Origin of the sequence: Grimontia marina (assembly GCF_900060185.1) — a bacterium.
In the GTDB taxonomy this organism is placed as follows: domain Bacteria; phylum Pseudomonadota; class Gammaproteobacteria; order Enterobacterales; family Vibrionaceae; genus Enterovibrio; species Enterovibrio marinus.
In genome coordinates, this window is sequence record NZ_FIZY01000075.1 from 1 (window position 1) to 20,316 (window position 20,316).

Here is a 20,316-nt window from a genome sequence, read left to right on the forward strand (position 1 = left end):
AAAGAAAGACTCAGACCTATTCATTGCCATGCTGGAGAAGCTAAAGTGGCACTACCGCCGAGCCAAAAGTGTCACCTTGATACTGGATAACTACATCATCCACAAAAGTAAAAAAACGAAGGCTTGGCTCAAGAAGAACCCAAAGTTCAGGCTGCTGTTCCAGCCCGTTTATTGCCCTTGGGTCAACGTCATAGAACGATTGTGGAATGCTCTCCATGAGACAATTACTCGGAATCACAGGTGTAAACATATGTGGCAATTGCTCAGGAAGGTGAAGCACTTTATGGATAACGTATCGCCGTACCCGGGAGGTTGCCACGGCACGGCGAAAATGTAGCACTATTCGGATCAGTTATTTAGAAGTGGGTGGTTTTGATAAACCTAACAAACCCATCAAAATTAACGGTCAGCGTCGTCCTGACTTTATTTATGCTAGCGTACGTCCTTTTATTTCTGGAGATGCAACAGCAAAAGGCTATGTCAAGTTAAACAAAATATTGAAAACCATTGAAAAAGGCGTAAAGGGCTCGCTGACTTTAATTAATGCGGGCACGAAGGCTTACGCTGAAGCTGGTATTTCCTACGAACCGGATTGTGAGTGTGATCAAGCAAAAGATTACCAGTACTATGCCAAGCTGAAATGGGATGCAAGTGCAAAAGGTGGTAACGGTAAAATTGGTTTGTACTGCGAAGTTAAAGCATTTGGCCTTGCGCGGATATTTTATGCAGAAACTGACTTAGTTAGTTGGTCGCCGATTTACGAATTTGAACATACGATTTATGAAAAGACGGCTTACTTCTAATTAATAATATTTATAGGGGCACATTAGTGCCCCCTATTTCTTCAATGGATAAGTCATGAACAGGAATATTATTCTTATTTCTCTGATTGTGTGCTCAGCGGTAGCAGCATCTTTAGTATGGTTTGAAACAGAGTCAGGATCAGAGAAAACATACGTCTCGTCAGAGGTGAATACTATAAGTGACGCTGTCACTGAACTGATGGAGGTTTCTCCTGACGAAAATAACACTTTACACTCCCCACAAAACAGCGAACAAGCCCCGACAGTCAGGGCATATAAGGCGGTAGTGAAGTCCAAACTTTCAACACAGCAAGCCGTTTTGGCCGATTTTACCAATGCACTGAGCTTTGAACTCGATATGGAAGGTGGAGTGCCAAATAAAGGCGTTGTGTTTGACGTGAAGTTTGAGTCAGAAGACCCCAATACCCAAATCCCGTCGTATCTGGGATTTACTTTCGGGTACCGTGATGGTGCATTCAAGGATGTTTCCATGCTGGGGTTAGAACCCATGCATCCACTAAATTTGATGACGGCATTACTTCAGCAGTTTTCTTACTACGAAGGCATTCAGAGTCTGCAACTACCGGAGGGCACCCACACTTATCTCTATGAGATTAACGGCGACGCGGTCACTCGTAAGAAAGCCGCAGACATTAGCAGTTCAGCAAGCTATCAAACGTTGTCTGATAACGACAGCTGGCAATTAACATTAGACAATTTTGCTTTTCCCTAAAAGCTCAAAAACATCACGCGAAAAACCATCATCATGGATGGTTCCGAACTTCAACTGGATCAGCAAATTATCATCAAACCCATCACGTCCAAAGGCAACTTATTCACGTTGGCAAACTATAGTACTGGAGCAAACGGTCATTACAAAGTCGCCCTCACAGGCACTACGCCAGAACTAGAAGTGACCGAAGGAAACTTTATGGAAACGCTGGTGTTATTTGATGCTAATCCAACGTTAGATAATGCTCAGGCTCTTGGGATTTATCTGGTTAGCGAAGGTTGGGGTTTTGTCCGTGACCTTCTTGTATCGGACGATATCACCGACAGTATGCGTTCGAGTCTGATCTTTGCCCTCGAGCGCTCTGGGGAACAGGAGGCGGAATACGTGTTGTCCTCCATCATTGAAGATGACGCTTTAGCAGAAACGGATCGTCTTCGAGCGATAATGTCTATTTCTAAAATGGGGGAGATTAATAGCCAGATTGCCCTCAGCACGCTTCAAAATATGCTCAACCATTCTAATAGTCTGTTGGCACAAACCGCCATGCTGAACATTGGTATATTGGGTAAACAAAATCCGAGGATGACTAGTGAAGTCACAGGGTTTCTTGCCAACAAACTGGCTTCAAGTGGTGCGGGGTACAGCGAACTGCTGGCTATCGCTAATCTGGGTAATGCAGAACTCGATAACCGAGTGTTACCGTATCTGGACAGCGAGTATGCTGATGAGAGGCAAGTGGCAGCGAAAATGCTCAGCCGGAACCCAGAGATGCAATCAAGGTTGCTAAATCAAATGTTAAATGACAGCCACCCTAATGTGGTAAAGGCCATTACCGCGGGTATTGAAACTAATACTCAGAATTTGAAGCTTTCAGAGACCTATCAGGCGCAGTTACGAAACAGGATTGGTTCGCCAGATATTCTGACTCCCACTCGCGATTTACTGTTCGCCTTTCTCGCTAACAATGCCCAGCCAACAGAACTAAACAAATCAATTGCCCGTAAGATTTTGGAAACGCCAGACGTTTCAGAATCAACACTGGCATTGGCACAAGATCTGATAAACCGTTAAACCTCACCTTATCGATCAAACGCCGGCATTTGGTGTCGGCGTTTTCTATTTCTGCATAACTCTTATTGACCTGTCTATAGCTTTATAGTTTATGGTGGCGATCTTGATAGGCATAGGAGCCAAACATGTACCGCATTTCCGAGCTTGCAGATTTTGTGGGGCTTTCCCGTACGGCGCTGCTGTATTACGAAAAGCAGGGACTGATTCAGGGTAAGCGTTTGGAAAACAGCTATCGCGTCTATAGCGATAAAGATGTTCAACGCGTTCGTTTGATCCAGAAGCTTCAGGCTGGAGGTTTAACGCTCAAGGAATGTAAAGCTTGTCTGAATGCCAAGGTCGATCGTGAGCTTCTGCAGAGTCGCCTAAAACAGTTGGACGAAGAAATTGCTCATAAACAGCAATCACGACAATTGTTAGCAGCACTGCTGGGTGAAGGGGACTTAAAAGCCTGGCATGAGTCTGTCGACAAAATAGCGCCTGATGCGCACCTGGAGTGGTTAATAAAGCAGGGCTTCAGTGAAAAAGAGGCGCTGCATTTGAAATGGTTATCAAAAGACATGAATGAACATGATCGCTACATGGCCGACTTTATGCGTGTTTTCGAAACACTAGATCGCTGGGGGCCAGGTTCGGAAGAGGAAACACTTCGTGCACTCAGCAGTGTGAAGTCTTCGCCAAAGACATTGCTTGAAATTGGCTGTGGCAAAGGCATTGCGACGACTGTGTTGGCAAAACATACCGACGCAACGATTACAGCGCTGGACAATGAGCCTTCTGCGCTCAACCGCTTGAATGAGCGTGCAGCAGAGCTTGGCTTTTCAGATCGCATTGCGACCGTGAACGCCAGCATGACCGAGTTGCCTTTTGAGCCTGAAAGTTTTGACCTGATTTGGGCAGAAGGCTGTGCCTACATTATGGGAGTCGAAAACGCAATGAAAGCATGGCGTCCATCACTTAAGCAAGAGGGAGTGCTGGTGTTAAGCGATTTGGTCTGGCTGACCGACACGCCAAGTGACGAAACCAAAACATTCTGGCTACAGGAATACCCAGACATTGGTTCGATTTCCCGACGTGAAGAACAGGCGAAAGCGACAGGATATGAAGTCATAGAGAGTTTTACGCTCGCTCCAGAGGCTTGGGAAAACTACTTCAAGCCGTTGGAAGAAAGAGTAAATGCGCTGAAAGCAGACATGCCGGAATCAGCGGCGCTGAAGGATATTCAGGCTGAACTGAACATCTACAACCGATATTTGAACGAATTTAGTTATCAGGTCTTTGTGCTTAAAAAGAAAGGCCGCTAAGGAAAATGAAACATGAATTACACCACTTACCAAAAGAACGACGTCGAAGCGATTATCGAATTGTTTCAAGCGACATTTGCCAACTCTGAAGGTGAAGAAGCAGGAAAAATGCTTGGCGTATTTGCCCGCGCGATGATGGAAACGACACCTGAGCAAGACTTACAGGTATTCATTGCCAAAGACGAAGAAAAAATTGTTGGCGGCGTGATGTTCTCCACGCTCACGTTGAAGAGTGACAAAACAGCCAAGCTGCTTTCACCAATGGCGGTGAGTACAGAAGTACAAGGTAAAGGTATTGGCCAGGCGCTGATTAACCGTGCATTGGGTATCCTGAAATCCCAAGGCGTCGACATTGCGGTGACCTATGGCGATCCTAACTTCTACAGTAAGGTGGGATTTGCACAAATCAGCGAAGACGTTATCAAAGCGCCATTGCCATTGAGTTTCCCAGAAGGCTGGCTGGGACAGTCGCTTAGTGGCGAAGCTTTAGAGGCCATTTCAGGTGAATCAGGCTGTGTACCTGCAATGAACAATCCAGAACTTTGGTAGTCGTTAAAAAGCGCCTTTGGGCGCTTTTTAACCTATTGTTTTACAAATAGTATGTGAATTTTAAAATGTGATTCGAATCGCATATCAGTCCACTGTCACTTTTAGTGATAAATTTGTAACCAATGTGAAATGTAGCGTTACTAGGCTTACCAGCAAAAGCAGTAGGTAAGTGAAAGGAAACACTATGAGCGTACGTCAGCGATTGCTGGTGGCATTCACACTTTTTCTCGCGTCAACGATAGGACTTGGCAGTTTGGCGCTGTGGATTTCATCCCGTTCGACCGATGCGTATTCGGAATACGTGAACGAACAGCTTCCTGAAGTATGGGCGCTCTTGGCGCTTGAAAGGGATCATCGGGACCTCTCTACCCTTTCTCAAAAGATTAAAGCCCAGCTCCTGTTTTGGGGCGAAATCACACCGCAGTTTGAGAACTTCCATGCAAATTACCAAGCGAGCTGGGAGCAACTCTACCAGCATCCCTCCCTTAGTGAATGGGTTCACGACAACGCTGAAAACAAAGAGAAAGCTGATGCTTATGTCACTAAGTTATCGCGCGCGATTAAAGACAAAAGCTTCTACGACGCTGGGCGAGTGGTCGACTTTGATTTGTATCCCGCTGTAGACCCAATGTTAGCCGCAATAAGTGAAAAGCTGGCGGAGCGGCGCGAATATGCAAATATTTCTGCAGGCGGATTGATTGCCTTTTTAAAGCAGCAGTCGATGTTCATCATGGCCGCAATTGTTATAGCGACCATTGTCGCCGTGATCTTGATGTTGTGGCTGCACCACACCGTCATCATTCGTATGAATAGGATTTCGACGGCGCTGACCAATATTGATACGGAATCTGATCTCACTGTACGTCTTGAAGACCATTACAAAGATGAAGTGTCAGCCATTGTCAGAGCATCCAATAATTTGCTGGAGAAGTTCAATCATTTCGTCACGCACATTCACACCAGAACCGGGGAGTTGGATGAACAATCCGGTACGCTCGATGGCCAGAGCCACAGGGTGTCGGACATTAACAAAGACACTCAGTCACAAATCAATGAAGTGGCTCAGTCTTTGACTGTGATGGAAACGGCGACTTCAGACATCGTGGCGGCAGTTAATAACACGCGTGAATGTATCGGCAAAATGGCCAAAGACAATGGCGATCTTCAGGCGCAGATGACTGCGACAGAGAGGTCAATTGCCTACAGTGTCGATTCTGTCGGCAAAGTGGCAATCACGATGGAAACACTGAGAGCCACCAGTGAAAAAATCTCTGGGGTGACTGATGTGATTGAGTCCATTGCTGAACAAACCAACCTGTTGGCGCTCAATGCGGCTATTGAAGCTGCACGCGCTGGCGAGCAGGGCAGAGGGTTTGCTGTTGTCGCAGACGAGGTTCGTAGCTTGTCGAAACGTACGTCTGAATCGACGGGAGACATTCGAAACTGGATTAACGATTTGATTTCGCAGGTTGAAGATGCAAGCTCACTATTGAGTGAGACGAAGGTGGCGAGTGAAAACAACCAGCAGGCGAGTGTGCAGCTTCAACAATATCTCAGTGAAATACATCGCACGTTTGAAGGCTTGGAACAACTCAGTGCAGAAGCTGGCGTGGCGTTGACTTCCCAGCATCGCGAGATCGAACACCTGACAGAGCGAAGAAGGGAGTTGAAGCGCGGAAGCCAGTCATTGACTGATGCCATCAATACCACCAGTCATGTCAGTGGTCAGCTAAGCAGTCAGTCGAGTGAGCTGTCTAAGCTGACAATGCAGTTTAAGACCTAAACCAGATAATAAAGCTTATAAGCCTGCAGCGAGCAGGCTTGTTAGTATCAATGAATTTCCCCCTGTCGCTATCCAGTCCGTCTAGGAGATTGTTGAACTGCCAGGCATGTCTTTGAGATGGCGCTGACCTGACCCAGCAATCCTGGTTTTTCGGATGGAATTGCACCAGTAAAGGCCGCCGTCCCCACTGTGAATCCTGAGGAACCTGATTGATATACCACCTCAATACGTTCTCGGTTATCAATACTCCCTGCCATGATGACCGGCTTTGATGATGCTTCACATACTCTGCGCATCAACTCGGGTTCATCTCCCGAAAAACGGTATGCGAGCAAATCTAATCCGTCTACCTCATCTATAGCTGAAATCTCTTCTTCATGCCGGGAAATGCTATCGACACTGCCGATCAGGATACTTGGGTGTCCTTCTATTTCTCCTGCAAAAGGGCAGTGCTTAAGAGGGGGGTTTCTCACCAATGAAGCGACCAGTTCCGGTCTGGTTCCACTAAGCAGGTAGTCGACGTTCAAGGTCATCGCCGCTTTCGCTGATTGGATTTCACTTTCTTCATCCAAACTCACCACTTCCAGATAAACGAACGCTCCTGCCTAGCGAATGTCCTCAGCCAGCAACTCTGAAGAATGGATTTCAGTGTCGATCCTCGCTGGAATGTCGAACCTTTGTTTGATGAAGAAATGGGCCCAGTGATGACGGAAAAACAGCTCGAGTCATTCGAACGTGGTGACTATATCGCGCTGTGCAGTAAAACCCGCCCTGAAGCTTTAAAGTACCTTCCAATAAGCGGTACTCGTTAGAAAGGTCAACAGACCCTAGGAAAATTCGTCATTGTTGCCTTAATTGATGCAAACAAGGACGACCACAATACTCAAGAAAACAGCGATAGCTGCAGTCAGTATCACGATGGTGTTCGCAGAGTGTGCAAAGCAAGTTGAGAGCACTGGGTTGAGACTGCTTAGTCAACTTAAAAATCCCCTCCATTAAGGATTTTCCCAATTTTCCAACCTTTACATGTTTTGTTTTGTAAGTAAAACAAGACATTTTCTTCTCCTTAACAGTAAAGGGATTCTATTCTAGTTTACATATAACAATATGATAAAAAAGAAAAACTACGAGTTGTACTTAGCGGGTTTGACAGTCATAACGTTGAGCTGTTGTGTCAAAGCTATGACCGTAGAATGTTAACTATTTTATACATGTGAGATTTCGTAACAAGGAGCGAATTCTATGTTAAATGGCTTATTAAAATCCAAAGTGAAGTCTTTGTGTCTGGTCGCGACTGCTGCATGTTCTGCTCAGACTTTTGCGAATGAACATGACTGTCGCACCATTACTTCCGACTTTGCCCACAATGCTTGGAGGGTGAACTTTACCGTTAATTTAGAAGAGACGGTACCGTATTTTTTTAATGGTGAGACGAGGTGTTACATAGGGAGAGATATCACCCTTGAGGAGCTTAGCAATTTCCGATTCAAGGCTTTCAAAAAACGCCACTTTTGGAGTTTTGGTGGTGAGCCTGTCTATAACATTAAAGTCAGTGACGAGACATTTATTGAACAGCTAAAACTGGACTCTACACGCTACGGAAAAAAATTCCTCACTGTTAGCGCTTACACACCAGAAGGGTTGATACTGGGCGGTGCAGGCACGAGTGCTATTCCCAATTGGCTGATACTGTTCTCACCCTGGATTAATCATTTGCCTTGGTGGGCACAATTTTTCCCGTGGTGGCTGCATGGTTACACTGCCGATCAAGTTAAACCTCAGGATTATCCTTATCCCTTAATTGCAGAGAATTTTCCTTCAGGGAATGCGGGTCGAAATGATGCTCAAATTACAGGAACCCAATCAGCGGCAATTACTTTACGAAATGACGGCCCTGAAGATTGGCTGAATGCCATCCCTAAATGGAGAAACTGGTGGTATTTGGAATTGTCCGGAGTATTTACGGATACGCCATTTACATTTAGCGTGAACGATAAATACGCGAGCGATAAAAGAGGGTGGGAGTACGACTACACACCATTGTATTCGTATGATGGCGAGAAATGGCATCGTTTTGACGCGAGTGAGATTACGGTGGTAACGGATGAAGTAGAAGGAGAGGTTACAAGAACAATTGAAATCGACAAACAATTTGATAGTAATAATGTTTTACTCTCGCGCTTTTACCCATACAGCTCTGGTCAATTTGACGCATTTTATGAAGACTTCATCACCAAGTTGCCCGAGGAGTATGTGACAAAAGAAACACTCGGTCATTCACCAATTTTGGGTAAACCCATCGACTTAGTCACTATTACTAACCCATATGTTGACGCAAAAGATAAAAAAAGGGTCTGGATTCATGCGCGAACACACTCAGCGGAAGTCGGTGGGTCTTTACTGGTAGAGGGTTTAATGAACTTTCTTGCTCGTTCCGATGAATATTCGCAGGAAGCTTTGGATAACCTGATTTTTCATATCGTCCCTGTCCATAACCCAGACGGCGTTGATTTGGGGCATTATCGTTTGAATGGTAGTTCGGTCAACCTAGAGGTGATGTGGCAAAGAGATGAGATTAATCCGATGCTCCTCAACGAGGATGCACCTATTGAGAATCGGTTACTCAACGAAGCAATGCTGAGGTTAGCCGAGCAAGATGGCAAGTTTACCATGGCACTGAACCTTCACTCTTCACAATCTGATCCCGATACACGCCCATTCTTTTACCCGCATTTTGGTCCAGAGTCGTTGGGCTATAGCAAAGAAGAAGCAGAGCTTTGGAATAAAACAGTTCGTTTTATTGACGGAGTAAAAGCATCATTCGGAGAGGATTTGATTGAGCCAACGCCTGAAGAGGGTGGTAGCAGCTTTGCAAGTCGCAACTATCCTGAATCTTGGTGGTGGACAAACTATGGGAGTGATGTCATGGCGGTGACATTTGAAACCACCTACGATAAATCGGGCTTTGCTCCAAACTATGTCACTGAAGATTCTCTGAGAAGGTTGGGTGAGTCAATGGCAATTTCTATTCTTTCGTATCACGATCTTCCCATCCCTGCCAAGCAGCAAAGATTCAGACGATCTATCTTGACTCGTCAAAGTTTAAACAAGGAAGTCAGGGCGGTTGATCCTGTGGTTTTGAATGAGGACGCCTCCAAGCAGTAGTATTATTATCAACGTACTTCTGAAATCGGCGGAAGGCAGGTAACTGAGAAAACATAGCCGCCATCGTCATTGCTAAACCGCTTCTATTGCATACATGCTTGGAAGCGGTTTTTTATTGCTTTAAGCGTATGTAAATATGACGAAATGAAAGTTAATCTTCAGCAGATTTAAAAAATATTGAAAGAAGAGAATTATTAGTTGGGTCTACTGAATGGACTGGGCACTTGCCCTATTCAACGGTAGCAAACACTTTTCCCATACGGTTTGATCTTAATTTTCACTCATTGAAGGAAGAGGTTTGGAAAGCTGCCAATTTTAAAAACATTGGAGTACAGACGATGAATAAGATTGAAAAGAGCGCCACTTTTGCATCAGTAGCACTGGCAGTAGCAATGAGCGCGAGTGCGTTTGCGGCAGAATCACCAGCTGGTAGCTCGGGTGCTGCAATCGGGGCTGGTGACAAAGTTCACTGCTACGGCATCCACTCTTGTAAAGGCCAGTCAGACTGTAAAACTGCCGAGCACCAGTGCAAAGGTCAAAACGCTTGTGGCGGCCACGGTTTTAAAGCGATGAAAGCGAAAGAATGCCTTGATCAAGGTGGCGTGATCTCTGATCTCTAATTGATTGCCTGGAGTGAATGAAATGACTTCGAGCTTTGGACTGGGTTTACGCACTCAGCATTACAACGATTTTCTGAATGCACGACAACCTGTTGATTGGCTGGAAGTCATTTCTGACAACTTTATGGTCAATGGCGGTAAGCCATTGGCCATACTTGACCGTATCCGCGCCGACTACCCGATGACTATGCATGGCGTTTCCATGTCGATTGGTTCGGTTAATGGCCTGGATGAAGACTATCTCAAACGCCTCAAAGCGCTTGAACAACGAATCGAACCCATGTGGGTTTCCGATCACCTCTGCTGGGGGGGTGTCCACGGTCGTAAACTTCACGATTTAATGCCATTGCCATTCACGCAAGAAGCGCTGGATGTGGTGGCGAGAAATATTCACCATGCTCAGGATGTTTTGAAGCGTCCTTTGGTGGTAGAAAACGTCTCTAGCTATGTTGAATTCAAAGATTCAGAGATGACTGAATGGGAATTTCTGAGCGAGATTTGCAACGCCACGGGCTGCCAGCTTTTGCTGGATATTAACAACATCTATGTCAGTGCCTTCAACCACGGGTTCTCAGCGTTTGAATTTATTGACGGTGTACCCAAAGATCACATTTGCCAGTTCCATCTCGCCGGCCACCAAAACAACGGCGACCACCTGATTGATACCCATGATCATCCGGTTTGTGCAGGTGTGTGGGATTTGTATGAATACGCGCTAACCCGCTACGGCAATGTACCGACCATGATCGAACGTGACGACAATGTGCCGCCTTTGGCTGAACTGCTGGATGAGTTGGATATTGCCCGAAAAATCGCTGGAGATGTTCTGAATACGGAGGGTGCAGCATGAGTCTTCAAGCCCTTCAGGACAGCTTTCAAACCATCGTGCTCAGCCAGCAATGCACTGAGGCTGACTGGGTAAACGAGAGAGAAGGCAGCCTGCCATCAAAAGATCGCTTGGCGATTTACTACAACGCCTATCGCATCCGACTTATCGATGTTTTGCGTGACAATTTTGAACATACCGCGGTTTACCTGGGCGATGATTGGTTTAACGAACTGGCTGCGGACTACGTGCAAACGCATCCATCTACTTACACCAATATTGGCTACTATGGCCACTTGTTTGCCAGCTTTATTGCCGAGCAGCTTCCCGATGATCTTGAAGTCGCAGAGTTGGCGGAACTTGATTGGACGCTCAGAAGAGCGTTTGACGGCGAAGACAGTGAAGTACTGACCATGGAATCACTTCAGGTAAAGGCTGCTGCAGATCCGGAAAACATCCAACTGTTTGCCGTACCGACCCTCACCTTAACCACACATACCTGCAATACCCTCGATATCTGGCATGCCATCGATAAAGAAGAAGCACCACCAACCGTTGCGCCATTATCGCAAGCTGTCGATGTACTGGTTTGGCGAAAAGGGCACTCTCCACATTTCCGAAGTATTTCGCCATTGGAATCTGCTGCGATCTCGATGATTCAAGCAGGCGTTAGCCTCAATAACCTCGGCACACAGTTGCAGGCGCAATTTCCAGATGTGGATGTGTCGGTTGAGTTTGGTCAAATGCTGCATCGATGGATTGAGGATGAGGTGCTGGCGTTCAATGATTAATTAATTTCCAATAGCAACACATAAAGACCACCACCTCTGGTTCAATTCTCTTAAATTGTTGTGCCGGCTTTGGTAGCCTCTTTGACTTCTATCAACCTTCCTGTTTCGCAATCAAAGACATAACCATAAACGGGAATATCTTTTGACACCAAAGGGCTGGATTTAATTCGTTTTACGTCTTCAACAACACTGGCTTCCAGATCACTAAACGTCAGCCAATTCACAAAGTGTCCTTCAACTGAACCGCCTTCTTCGGTTGTGTTGACCCATTCTGCACCATTATGTACGGCGGTATTTAAGCTATTTTCAAGCAAATCACCCATGGTTTTCTGATCAAATTTCTGCATGCCGCAATCAGTGTGATGAACGACAAACCACTCGTTGGTTCCAAGTAGCTTGTGCGATAGAGCTAATGAGCGAATGGCGTCGTCACTGGCCCTTCCGCCCGCGTTACGAATGACGTGTGCATCGCCTTCAGATAACCCAGCGAATTTAGCGGGGTCAAGGCGTGCGTCCATGCAGGTAAGAACGGCAAACTTTCGGCTCGGTAGGATTTGTAATTGTCCTTTATCCCCAAAATTCGCTACGTATGCTTGATTCGCGTGTTCAACTTCTTGTTTTACTCTGCTCATCATTTGGATCCTCATTTTCAGTTTTGGCGCTCGCGGCCCGCAAAAGGCAGTAAATGCGGACCGCGTAGGTCGCTTTTAACCATAACTAGGGGGTCGAATGGTCAACAAATGATGATATCTATCTAGTTGGGTGTACATTTTCTTTGTGGTACTGAATAATCATCTAAAAATTAGTGAGTTAAGAAGTGGGTTTAAATTGAATAGCCAACCTAACATTGATACTGAACGCCTCACCCTTCGCCCGTTTGCAGAAGAAGATAGTGAAATCGTTGCTCAGTTAGCGGGCGATAAACGCATTGCAGATATGACCGCCAATATTCCTCATCCCTATGAGATACACATGGCGGAGTCTTGGATAGCCACTCATCAGGCCAAATGGGAATCAGGCAAGGGTGCCGTTTATGCGGTCACATTGAAAAGCGATCAACAGCTTATCGGTACCGTCAGTTTTCCCAGCATTGAAGAGGGCATAGGTGTCTTAGGGTACTGGATTGGCGTGCCTTACTGGGGAAACGGTTATGCCTATGAAGCGTCGCGTGCCTTGGTGGATTTTGCGAAAGAACACCTCGGCATGAGGTATTTGGAAGTCATGCACCTGGAAGAGAATCAGCAGTCCCAGTCTGTGATTAACAAACTGGGAGTGGAATATACTGACACACGAACCAATCGCATGCAGGGCAAAGAACGTCGAGTGAAGTATTACCGTACTAAACTCTAGCCGCGCTATTAGACATAAATCGGCAACGCCCCACGGTCTTTCACTTTACGAATCGCGAGCTGTGTATGAATGTCTTTCACGTTTTGTAGGCATTGCAGTTTTCGGGTGAATTGCTCATAGCCGCTCAGATCTTTAGCCACCACTTCCAGCAGATAATCATAAGCGCCAGAGACGACATGGCAGCTGACTACTTCCTGCATATCACCAATCGCTTGTTCAAAATCATCTACTGATGTCACCTGGTGATTGTTCAGGCTGACTTCCACAAACATTGTCATGGCGATGCCGACCTTATCCCGCGTTAACGAAGCGTGATAACCCGCAACAATCTTTTCTTTCTCCAGCCTTTTAATACGTCTTGCGCAAGGAGAGGGGGAAAGGCCAACCAAATCTGCAAGTTCTGCTGTTGTCAGTCTCGCGTCCTTTTGCATCAGCTCCAGAAGCTGTTTATCAATACGATCCATGTGTTCGCGCTTTTATTAATCAAGAATGATGTAAACATTAGCGGAAACCATCAATCTTTGTGTAATTGATATAAAAAGTTGCCAACTAACGCTAATCGCTGTGCCAGATAATAGCTATTCAACATCAAGGACAGAGATGAACAGTGATGGCTTCGAACGCAGAAAACGGAACGACAAAAAGCAAGACGGCAGGTTACTTGTCGATGATGGCAACGCTATTGGTTTGGGCAGGTTTTTTCCTCTCTCTAAAAGGCGGCGCGAATTCAGATTTTCTGCCGGCTGATCTGGCACTCATGCGCTTCCTTGTTCCTGCACTGTTACTGACTCCTTTTGTCTATCAGGCACGAGAGCAAATCGCAGCTATTCCGGCCAAATATATGCTGGGTATGTTTGTCGGAAGCGGGCTACCGTATCTTCTGGTGGCAAGCAACGCGATGCAGTATGTCCCAGTCTCTCACGGTAGTGCGCTTGTGCCGGGTACCTTGCCGTTGTTTGTCACCGCTATTGCAGTGCTCTTTTATCAGCAACCATTAAGCACACACCGCAAACTTGGACTTGTTGCAATCGCGATAGGCACCGCTCTGTTTCTCATAAGCAACATAAGCAGTTCCGAGGGGGCTTATGATTGGGCACAGTCCAAAGGACATATTCTCTTTCTTTTGGGCAGTTTGATGTGGGCCATTTTCACGATCAGTGCACGGGTGGCGAACCTGAATGCTCTCGCTTGTTCTGGCGTGTTAGCCATCATGTCTTGCTTGGTTCTGTTTGTGGCGGTCACCATTGGATGGTTGCCGAGCACACTCCATCAAACCTCAGTATCACAATGGCCATGGCAGGAGGTGTTTACCCATACCTTGTTGCAAGGTGTCGGGGCTGGGATTGTGTCTTCTTGTACTTATCTGTATGCCGTTAAACAACTCGGGGCAGAGCGAAGTGCGGCATTCGGCAGCGCAACACCGGTGATTGCGACTTTGCTGGCTATTCCCATCTTCTACGAAGTGCCGGATATGGTGACTATGTCTGCGCTGGGGTTTGTGTGCATCGGGAGCTTAGTGGCAAGCAATATTTTTATGAAAAACGATGCATCTTTGAATTATCAGCCACCCGTCCATCAGAGCAGGTAGGCAGCTCCCTAACTTGGTTCGGTAGTGCTCGCCAATTCGTTTTTCCTTTGCCAGAAAAACACAAAAACATAACAGCTTGAAAGAATCAGCAGGGGCGACGAAATAAGAAATAAAAAGAGCACTCTTTGTGATGCAAAACAATAAGGCGTGATGGCGAGCAACGAGAATAATACGCCCACGACGGCGTGCTTTCTGTGAACACAGAACCATGTATAGACCCAAAGAGAAATCAGGGCGGTGAAAACAATCAAAGCGACGACATACCAATGTGGGTTTCTAAAACTCAGAGGCGTTTCCACAGCCAGCCAGACTTCCATATACGTGTAGCTTGCGAGAAAATACGAAATGACTAATTTGGCAAGCAACTTCATGTAGCGTTATTCCTTGTATGAGGAAAAGAGGCGACTTCCTTGGAGAATCCCAACACATAGCATGATTGATAGGCTTTAAATCCAAGCTTTCTGAAAAGCCTCTGAGACCTGACATTGTGCTGGTCGATATCCGCTCTCAACTGCTGGATACCCATTGTTTCGGCATGCTCGAACAGCAGGGGAAGCGCTTCTGACATAAAGCCTTTGTTCCAATAAGCGGGATGTAACAAGCAACCGACTTCGCATTCAGAGCGCGCTTGGTTAAAGCTATGCAATCCGCAGGTCCCAATTACTTTGTTTGAAGCTTTCTCAACAATCGCCCATTCAAAGGATTCTTCTGTGGCTTCCAATCGAGCCACGCTTTCAAGCATTTGATGAACCATTTCAATTGAGGTGAACACAGGGTCAGACGCAAACTCCATGACTTGCTCGTTACCATAAATCTCAAACAAATCGTCGACATCAGAGTGAACGATAGAGCGCAATACTAGGCGATGGCTAGATAAAACGGGCTTCATTAAATCTCGAAGAGGGCTTGATAGGTAGGTGGATATCAGAACAAGTCAGATTCAGTCAAAACTGACCGAATCTGACCCTAAGACGATTTGATTCAGAAGTTATAACGCGCAGTCAGCAATACGCCTTGAATCGACAGGTCTACGTCATTGAAATCGCCGGTTTGGTAACGATAGCCGATGCCAACATCCAATTGGTCGAACATATACCCCAGCTCAAAGCCTGCCTGATAAGCCAACTCAGTTTGTGAGCGGGAAACGCCGTAAATGTCGGTTTGAGCTTTAATACCGCCGACACCCAGGATCAATGCACTGTAGAGATTGTTTCCTGGCTCAACCCATTTAGGTCTTAGGTTGAAATAGTAGGCTTCACCGTCCATGGAAACATCTTGCGCGAATTCCGCTTTACCGAAGTGTTGGTATTCCACTTCCAGTCCAAGCTCCATGCCCGTTGAAATTTCCAGACCGTATCCAACAAAACCGCTCAGGCCGAATGCGTTGTTTTCGTCCACCTTAAGATCGTTGTATTTCAACTCGGTATCGTCGTAAACGGAGAGATTGGTGCCTGCATAGAAGTAGTTATCAGCAAAGGAATGGCAGCTAAAAAGGAGTAACGCAATAAAGAGTTTTTTCATCGGTAAACCACATGTCATTTGGAAGAGTGGGAGATTACGGCGTTGTCCGACAGCAAAAGCAAATTGCTGAAAACATCACCCTCTCGATCTTCAATGGGAATCAGTCGATGAATTTAACATTGTGGGTAAAAGCGCATATTAGAAGCAGCTCCCAATTAACAATGTATTTGTTATTAAAATCATAAGATTGGAAGATAAGCAGCAGTTTTCCGTAAGGGGGCAGGATGTGAGCCGGGAGGTGACTAAAATTGGCAAAAAAGGAAGGAAAAGAAGGGGCGAATCGCCCCTCAAATGCTTAGCGCAGCGCCATATTCGCCGCCATTGCCAACAAAAGCAGCGCGAAGACTTTCTTTATCGTGGCAACAGGCAAGGTTTGGGTCGCCTTCGCGCCTAAAGGCGCAGTGAACCAAGACGTACAGACGATACCCAACAGTGCAGGTAAGTACACAAAGCCAGCGAAACCGTCGCTCAATGCAAAATGGGCACTGCCAGATGTGATGTAACCTACCGAGCCAAACAAAGCGATAACGATGCCACAGGCTGACGCACAACCAATCGCTTTCTTCATGTCGATAGAAAAGAAACTCAACATAGGCACCAAAAGGGCACCGCCGCCGATACCAATCATGGCCGACAGGCCACCGACAATTGTGGTGAAGAAAGTCAGTAAACCTTTGTTTGGCAGTTTACGCTCGGCGTCATCATCGTTCTTGCCGCTGAAAATCATCTTCAATGCAATGAGCACCACACTCACCGCAAACACCATGCGAACGATTTGCTCAGGTAGCAAGGCGGCCAGAAAACCACTGATAAGCGCGCCAAGCGCCACGCCAGTCATGATCCAGGGAGCCAAATCCCAAGGAACATTACCGTTTTTATGATGAGCGATAGCCGAAGAAGTAGAAGTAAAGAGTATCGAGGCTAATGAAGTCGCGATGGCCGCAACCACGACCTGCTGTGCTGGTAACACTTCAAAGTGAAGCAAAATCACGCTGAGAATTGGCACAATGACCAATCCGCCACCAATACCCAGCAATCCCGCCAGAAAACCCACACCGCTGCCGAGCAGCGCACAATATATAAACAATAAAAGCAAATCACTCATCCATTTCATCTCTGCTTATTTTCAAGAGGCTGAAATCCTACACGAACAAATAAAAATAGATCATGAAGATTTCTCATGATGAAGGTGAAAGAAAAGAGTTTTCATTAAATCCATGAGGCACGTATAAATCTCACTATGCAAGTATCACTGCAAAACAGTGAATACGACTGACTGGGAAAGTGACAAACAAAAATAAAGCCCAGGAAGAGTAAGGAATTAAGTCAGCTTTAGATTAGGGATCCAAATACCATGAGCCAGAATTTTACGTTCGCGATTAACAGCATTAGTTTTGATGAAAACTATCAGCCAAAAGACAACACCCGAATTACGACTAACTTCGCCAATTTAGCGCGGGGGGATAGCCGTCAGAGTAATCTTCGCAATGCACTGCGAATGATTGATAACAGCTTTAACTCTCTTGCCAATTGGGATAATCCAAACGGCGACCGTTATTCTGTCGAATTGGAAATTATCTCCGTCGATATGGATATTGACGGCAGCGGTGAGGCATTCCCGTCGATTGAGATTCTGAAAACCAACATTCTTGATCGCCAGACCAATGAGCGCATTGAAGGTATTGTGGGTAACAACTTCTCATCTTACGTGCGTGATTATGATTTCAGTGTTCTACTTCTTGATCACAACAAGGACCAGCCTAAGTTCAGCATTCCAGAGAACTTTGGCGAGCTACATGGCAAGCTGTTCAAACACTTCGTGAACTCAGAGGCTTACAAGCAAAACTTCAAGAAGCCGCCAGTGATCTGTTTGAGCGTGTCAGACAACAAAATCTACAGTCAGACAGAAAACCAACACCCGGTGCTGGGCGTGGAATACCAGCCAAATGAGTCTTCACTTACCGAGCAATACTTCAAGAAAATGGGCCTTCAGGTTCGCTACTTTATGCCGCCAAACAGCGTTGCACCTTTAGCTTTCTATTTCTTTGGCGATTTGCTGAATGATTACACCAACCTTGAGTTAATCAGCACCATTAGCACCATGGAAACGTTCCAGAAAATCTATCGCCCTGAAATTTACAATGCCAATGCAGTGGCCGGAAAACGTTATCAGCCAAACTTGAAAAATGCTGACCACTCTCTAACGCAAATTGTATATGACCGTGAAGAGCGCAGCCGATTAGCGATTGAACAAGGTAAGTTTGCAGAAGAAAACTTCATCAAGCCTTACCAAAATGTTCTGGAGCAATGGTCTGCGAATTACGCCTAATCACGATCTATAAATAACGAATAAAGAGAAAAGACAGTATTTATTATGAAAACATTATTACCGACTTCAACAGCAGGAAGCTTACCGAAGCCTTCATGGTTGGCAGAACCAGAAAAATTATGGTCACCATGGAAATTAGAAGGTGATGCATTAATTGATGGCAAACATGACGCACTTCGTGTGGCATTGCAGGAGCAACAAGTCGCAGGGGTCGATATTGTCAGCGATGGCGAACAGACACGACAACATTTCGTGACCACGTTTATTGAACATTTAAATGGCGTTGATTTTGAAAAGCGCGAAACCGTGACAATCCGAAACCGCTATGAAGCGAGTGTACCTTCTGTGGTTGGCCCAGTTTCCCGTCCAAAATCCGTGTTTGTGGAAGATGCCAAGTTCCTGCGTAAGCAAACCGACAAGCCAATCAAATGGGCGCTGCCCGGTCCTATGACCATGATTGATACCCTTTACGATGGCTACTACCAAGATCGCGAAAAGCTGGCTTGGGAATTTGCCAAAATCCTGAACCAGGAAGCGAAAGAGTTGGAAGCGGCTGGCGTGGATATCATCCAGTTTGATGAGCCTGCATTTAATGTCTTCTTTGATGAAGTGAACGAGTGGGGCATTGCCACGCTGGAACGCGCCATCGAAGGGCTGAAATGTGAAACTGCTGTTCACATCTGTTATGGCTACGGCATTAAAGCCAACACCGACTGGAAAAAGACGCTGGGTTCAGAGTGGCGACAGTACGAAGAAGTCTTCCCTAAGTTGCAGCAATCCAACATCGATATTATCTCGCTGGAATGTCATAACTCCCGCGTGCCAATCGAGTTGCTGTCACTCATCCGCGGTAAGAAAGTCATGGTAGGTGCTATTGATGTGGCGACAAATAACATCGAAACACCGGAAGAAGTGGCCGAGACTTTGCGTGAAGCATTGAAATATGTTGATGCCGATAAACTTTACCCATGCACCAACTGTGGCATGGCACCGCTGTCCCGCGGAGTGGCTTCGGCCAAGCTCTTCGCGCTGAGTGCGGGAACTGAAATTGTGCGAAAGGAACTTTCAGCCTAACGTCAAAATAGGCAGAGAAAGTTAGAGAGTGGCACACTAATCCAGAGAGCCAGGTATAGAATTCATGGCTCTATATTTACCAAATCTCATGTGTGTTTAGTTTTTTCTTTACAGGGTCAAAGTACTGCTTTAGCTCCTCAGGAAACGGGCCAGTGCCTAAATAGCTGTTCCTAATAGTAGATCTCAAAGATAAGAGAAACTCAGTCCGCTTTGTGCGATCTGATCAATCGCCAAACCGAAACATACCGACAAAAGGACTGAGTGATGGCCATCATAGCACCGATACCTCGTGGCGAACGTCGTAGGATGAAAAAAGCGATACAGACTACCAAGGACAAGGATTATGCCCGCAGACTTATTGCTCTCATGCAACTCCACGAAGGCAAAACGATTGTCGATGTCTGCCGTATTATCAGTGCAGCCCGCTCCTCAGTGGGTAGGTGGATTGACTGGTTTACTCAAGGTGGTATGGATGCCCTGCACGCTTTGCCTGTTGGCAGACCGCCAACGCTTCCCGTTAGCGAAATGTGTGCGATGCTGACTATTCTGGTTCAGTTTTCCCCGCAGGATTTCGGTTATCAGCGAAGCCGCTGGAGTACAGAGCTTTTAACGATGCAGCTCAATGATGTATTCCAAAGTACAGTGGCGGCTTCTACGGTCAGGCGTTGGTTACCGAAAATCGGGATCGTCTGGCGTAGGGCGGCACCTACCCTCAATATTCGAGACCCTGACAAGGAAGAAAAGCTCGCTCAGATAAGTGAGGCGCTGGACAAATGCAGTGTTGACCATCCGGTGTTTTATGAAGACGAAGT

The 20,316-nt window shown here is 46.2% G+C and carries 23 protein-coding genes and 1 pseudogene; 17 read left to right on the top strand and 7 right to left on the bottom strand.

The window, feature by feature from the left end; translation table 11 throughout:
- The 7 genes and pseudogenes from GMA8713_RS23220 to GMA8713_RS23245 form a co-directional block, all read left to right on the top strand.
- The coding region (locus tag GMA8713_RS23220) for an IS630 family transposase (RefSeq protein ID WP_157515497.1) at window positions 1-337 on the top strand (337 nt) is incomplete at its 5' end.
- A gap of 19 nt (window positions 338-356) precedes the next feature.
- A pseudogene (locus GMA8713_RS23225) lies at window positions 357-803 on the top strand (hypothetical protein); the annotation flags it as partial.
- 55 nt (window positions 804-858) lie between these two features.
- Entirely contained in the window at window positions 859-1,536 is a 678-nt protein-coding gene (locus GMA8713_RS28280) for a hypothetical protein (RefSeq protein WP_232314548.1), read from the top strand.
- Window positions 1,537-1,569: 33 nt separating this feature from the next.
- Complete coding sequence (locus GMA8713_RS28285; protein ID WP_232314549.1) at window positions 1,570-2,607, top strand: hypothetical protein; 1,038 nt, start codon at window positions 1,570-1,572, stop codon at window positions 2,605-2,607.
- 125 nt (window positions 2,608-2,732) lie between these two features.
- Window positions 2,733-3,908 carry a MerR family transcriptional regulator gene (locus GMA8713_RS23235; protein ID WP_062714699.1) on the top strand — a complete coding sequence of 392 codons (1,176 nt, stop codon included), beginning with the start codon at window positions 2,733-2,735 and terminating at the stop codon, window positions 3,906-3,908.
- A 12-nt stretch (window positions 3,909-3,920) separates the two neighbouring features.
- On the top strand, window positions 3,921-4,457 hold the full coding sequence (locus GMA8713_RS23240) for a GNAT family N-acetyltransferase (protein WP_062714702.1): 537 nt from the start codon (window positions 3,921-3,923) through the stop codon (window positions 4,455-4,457).
- Window positions 4,458-4,641: 184 nt separating this feature from the next.
- A complete protein-coding gene (locus GMA8713_RS23245; protein ID WP_062714703.1) occupies window positions 4,642-6,240 on the top strand; it encodes a methyl-accepting chemotaxis protein in 1,599 nt (532 codons plus the stop codon).
- 68 nt (window positions 6,241-6,308) lie between these two features.
- Here the strand turns inward: GMA8713_RS23245 and GMA8713_RS23250 are convergent, their stop codons facing one another.
- Window positions 6,309-6,812: a beta/alpha barrel domain-containing protein gene (locus GMA8713_RS23250; RefSeq protein ID WP_157515739.1), complete on the bottom strand. Its 504-nt coding sequence runs from the start codon at window positions 6,810-6,812 to the stop codon at window positions 6,309-6,311.
- Window positions 6,813-6,878: 66 nt separating this feature from the next.
- On the opposite strand from GMA8713_RS23250, the gene GMA8713_RS27505 reads away from it, so the two are divergent.
- The 5 genes from GMA8713_RS27505 to GMA8713_RS23270 all read left to right on the top strand — a co-directional run bounded on the left by GMA8713_RS27505 (window position 6,879) and on the right by GMA8713_RS23270 (window position 11,642).
- A complete protein-coding gene (locus GMA8713_RS27505; protein WP_198159574.1) occupies window positions 6,879-7,052 on the top strand; it encodes a hypothetical protein in 174 nt (57 codons plus the stop codon).
- A gap of 430 nt (window positions 7,053-7,482) precedes the next feature.
- Entirely contained in the window at window positions 7,483-9,405 is a 1,923-nt protein-coding gene (locus GMA8713_RS23255; protein ID WP_062714708.1) for a M14-type cytosolic carboxypeptidase, read from the top strand.
- Between the two features lie 338 nt (window positions 9,406-9,743).
- Window positions 9,744-10,025 carry a BufA2 family periplasmic bufferin-type metallophore gene (gene bufA2, locus GMA8713_RS23260; RefSeq protein WP_062714710.1) on the top strand — a complete coding sequence of 94 codons (282 nt, stop codon included), beginning with the start codon at window positions 9,744-9,746 and terminating at the stop codon, window positions 10,023-10,025.
- 22 nt (window positions 10,026-10,047) lie between these two features.
- Window positions 10,048-10,875, top strand: coding sequence for an MNIO family bufferin maturase (gene bufB / locus GMA8713_RS23265; protein WP_062714712.1), 828 nt, complete (start codon window positions 10,048-10,050; stop codon window positions 10,873-10,875).
- Window positions 10,872-11,642, top strand: a complete 771-nt coding sequence (locus GMA8713_RS23270; RefSeq protein ID WP_062714714.1) for an HvfC/BufC N-terminal domain-containing protein — start codon at window positions 10,872-10,874, stop codon at window positions 11,640-11,642. Before bufB ends, GMA8713_RS23270 begins: the two co-directional genes overlap by 4 nt.
- A gap of 50 nt (window positions 11,643-11,692) precedes the next feature.
- On the opposite strand, the gene GMA8713_RS23275 is transcribed toward GMA8713_RS23270, so the two are convergent.
- Entirely contained in the window at window positions 11,693-12,277 is a 585-nt protein-coding gene (locus tag GMA8713_RS23275) for a beta-class carbonic anhydrase (RefSeq protein WP_232314550.1), read from the bottom strand.
- Window positions 12,278-12,470: 193 nt separating this feature from the next.
- Here GMA8713_RS23275 and GMA8713_RS23280 point away from each other — a divergent pair, with 193 nt between their 5' ends.
- Window positions 12,471-12,992 carry a GNAT family N-acetyltransferase gene (locus GMA8713_RS23280; protein ID WP_062714737.1) on the top strand — a complete coding sequence of 174 codons (522 nt, stop codon included), beginning with the start codon at window positions 12,471-12,473 and terminating at the stop codon, window positions 12,990-12,992.
- Window positions 12,993-13,000: 8 nt separating this feature from the next.
- Here the strand turns inward: GMA8713_RS23280 and GMA8713_RS23285 are convergent, their stop codons facing one another.
- A complete protein-coding gene (locus GMA8713_RS23285) occupies window positions 13,001-13,456 on the bottom strand; it encodes an Lrp/AsnC family transcriptional regulator (RefSeq protein WP_002538050.1) in 456 nt (151 codons plus the stop codon).
- 146 nt (window positions 13,457-13,602) lie between these two features.
- On the opposite strand from GMA8713_RS23285, the gene GMA8713_RS23290 reads away from it, so the two are divergent.
- The gene (locus GMA8713_RS23290) at window positions 13,603-14,580 is read left to right on the top strand and encodes a DMT family transporter (protein WP_062714722.1); all 978 of its coding nucleotides are present in this window, start codon (window positions 13,603-13,605) and stop codon (window positions 14,578-14,580) included.
- 8 nt (window positions 14,581-14,588) lie between these two features.
- Here the strand turns inward: GMA8713_RS23290 and GMA8713_RS23295 are convergent, their stop codons facing one another.
- The 4 genes from GMA8713_RS23295 to GMA8713_RS23310 form a co-directional block, all read right to left on the bottom strand.
- Window positions 14,589-14,951: a hypothetical protein gene (locus GMA8713_RS23295; RefSeq protein WP_062714724.1), complete on the bottom strand. Its 363-nt coding sequence runs from the start codon at window positions 14,949-14,951 to the stop codon at window positions 14,589-14,591.
- Entirely contained in the window at window positions 14,948-15,469 is a 522-nt protein-coding gene (locus tag GMA8713_RS23300) for a GNAT family N-acetyltransferase (RefSeq protein WP_062714726.1), read from the bottom strand. The genes GMA8713_RS23295 and GMA8713_RS23300 overlap by 4 nt, the downstream gene beginning before the upstream one ends.
- A 92-nt stretch (window positions 15,470-15,561) precedes the next feature.
- The gene (locus GMA8713_RS23305) at window positions 15,562-16,101 is read right to left on the bottom strand and encodes an outer membrane beta-barrel protein (RefSeq protein WP_062714728.1); all 540 of its coding nucleotides are present in this window, start codon (window positions 16,099-16,101) and stop codon (window positions 15,562-15,564) included.
- 295 nt (window positions 16,102-16,396) lie between these two features.
- On the bottom strand, window positions 16,397-17,206 hold the full coding sequence (locus GMA8713_RS23310) for a sulfite exporter TauE/SafE family protein (RefSeq protein ID WP_062714739.1): 810 nt from the start codon (window positions 17,204-17,206) through the stop codon (window positions 16,397-16,399).
- Window positions 17,207-17,455: 249 nt separating this feature from the next.
- Here GMA8713_RS23310 and GMA8713_RS23315 point away from each other — a divergent pair, with 249 nt between their 5' ends.
- The 3 genes from GMA8713_RS23315 to GMA8713_RS23325 all read left to right on the top strand — a co-directional run.
- A complete protein-coding gene (locus tag GMA8713_RS23315; protein ID WP_062714730.1) occupies window positions 17,456-18,430 on the top strand; it encodes a DUF1852 domain-containing protein in 975 nt (324 codons plus the stop codon).
- Between the two features lie 45 nt (window positions 18,431-18,475).
- Window positions 18,476-19,504 carry a methionine synthase gene (locus GMA8713_RS23320; RefSeq protein WP_062714732.1) on the top strand — a complete coding sequence of 343 codons (1,029 nt, stop codon included), beginning with the start codon at window positions 18,476-18,478 and terminating at the stop codon, window positions 19,502-19,504.
- Window positions 19,505-19,768: 264 nt separating this feature from the next.
- Window positions 19,769-20,316, top strand: a 548-nt coding sequence (locus GMA8713_RS23325; RefSeq protein ID WP_198159503.1) for a helix-turn-helix domain-containing protein, incomplete at its 3' end; no start/stop codon positions are given.

Bases quoted from the DNA above. Each gene is read 5' to 3' on its own strand.
- GMA8713_RS23300 (WP_062714726.1), bottom strand. From the start codon at position 15,469: ATGAAGCCCGTTTTATCTAGCCATCGCCTAGTATTGCGCTCTATCGTT.
- GMA8713_RS23240 (WP_062714702.1), top strand. From the start codon at position 3,921: ATGAATTACACCACTTACCAAAAGAACGACGTCGAAGCGATTATCGAA.
- GMA8713_RS23275 (WP_232314550.1), bottom strand. From the start codon at position 12,277: ATGATGAGCAGAGTAAAACAAGAAGTTGAACACGCGAATCAAGCATAC.
- GMA8713_RS23305 (WP_062714728.1), bottom strand. From the start codon at position 16,101: ATGAAAAAACTCTTTATTGCGTTACTCCTTTTTAGCTGCCATTCCTTT.
- GMA8713_RS28285 (WP_232314549.1), top strand. From the start codon at position 1,570: ATGGATGGTTCCGAACTTCAACTGGATCAGCAAATTATCATCAAACCC.
- GMA8713_RS23255 (WP_062714708.1), top strand. From the start codon at position 7,483: ATGTTAAATGGCTTATTAAAATCCAAAGTGAAGTCTTTGTGTCTGGTC.
- GMA8713_RS23320 (WP_062714732.1), top strand. From the start codon at position 18,476: ATGAAAACATTATTACCGACTTCAACAGCAGGAAGCTTACCGAAGCCT.
- GMA8713_RS23315 (WP_062714730.1), top strand. From the start codon at position 17,456: ATGAGCCAGAATTTTACGTTCGCGATTAACAGCATTAGTTTTGATGAA.
- GMA8713_RS23270 (WP_062714714.1), top strand. From the start codon at position 10,872: ATGAGTCTTCAAGCCCTTCAGGACAGCTTTCAAACCATCGTGCTCAGC.
- GMA8713_RS27505 (WP_198159574.1), top strand. From the start codon at position 6,879: ATGGATTTCAGTGTCGATCCTCGCTGGAATGTCGAACCTTTGTTTGAT.
- GMA8713_RS23235 (WP_062714699.1), top strand. From the start codon at position 2,733: ATGTACCGCATTTCCGAGCTTGCAGATTTTGTGGGGCTTTCCCGTACG.
- GMA8713_RS23295 (WP_062714724.1), bottom strand. From the start codon at position 14,951: ATGAAGTTGCTTGCCAAATTAGTCATTTCGTATTTTCTCGCAAGCTAC.
- GMA8713_RS23290 (WP_062714722.1), top strand. From the start codon at position 13,603: ATGGCTTCGAACGCAGAAAACGGAACGACAAAAAGCAAGACGGCAGGT.
- bufB (WP_062714712.1), top strand. From the start codon at position 10,048: ATGACTTCGAGCTTTGGACTGGGTTTACGCACTCAGCATTACAACGAT.
- GMA8713_RS23285 (WP_002538050.1), bottom strand. From the start codon at position 13,456: ATGGATCGTATTGATAAACAGCTTCTGGAGCTGATGCAAAAGGACGCG.
- GMA8713_RS23310 (WP_062714739.1), bottom strand. From the start codon at position 17,206: ATGAGTGATTTGCTTTTATTGTTTATATATTGTGCGCTGCTCGGCAGC.
- bufA2 (WP_062714710.1), top strand. From the start codon at position 9,744: ATGAATAAGATTGAAAAGAGCGCCACTTTTGCATCAGTAGCACTGGCA.
- GMA8713_RS28280 (WP_232314548.1), top strand. From the start codon at position 859: ATGAACAGGAATATTATTCTTATTTCTCTGATTGTGTGCTCAGCGGTA.
- GMA8713_RS23245 (WP_062714703.1), top strand. From the start codon at position 4,642: ATGAGCGTACGTCAGCGATTGCTGGTGGCATTCACACTTTTTCTCGCG.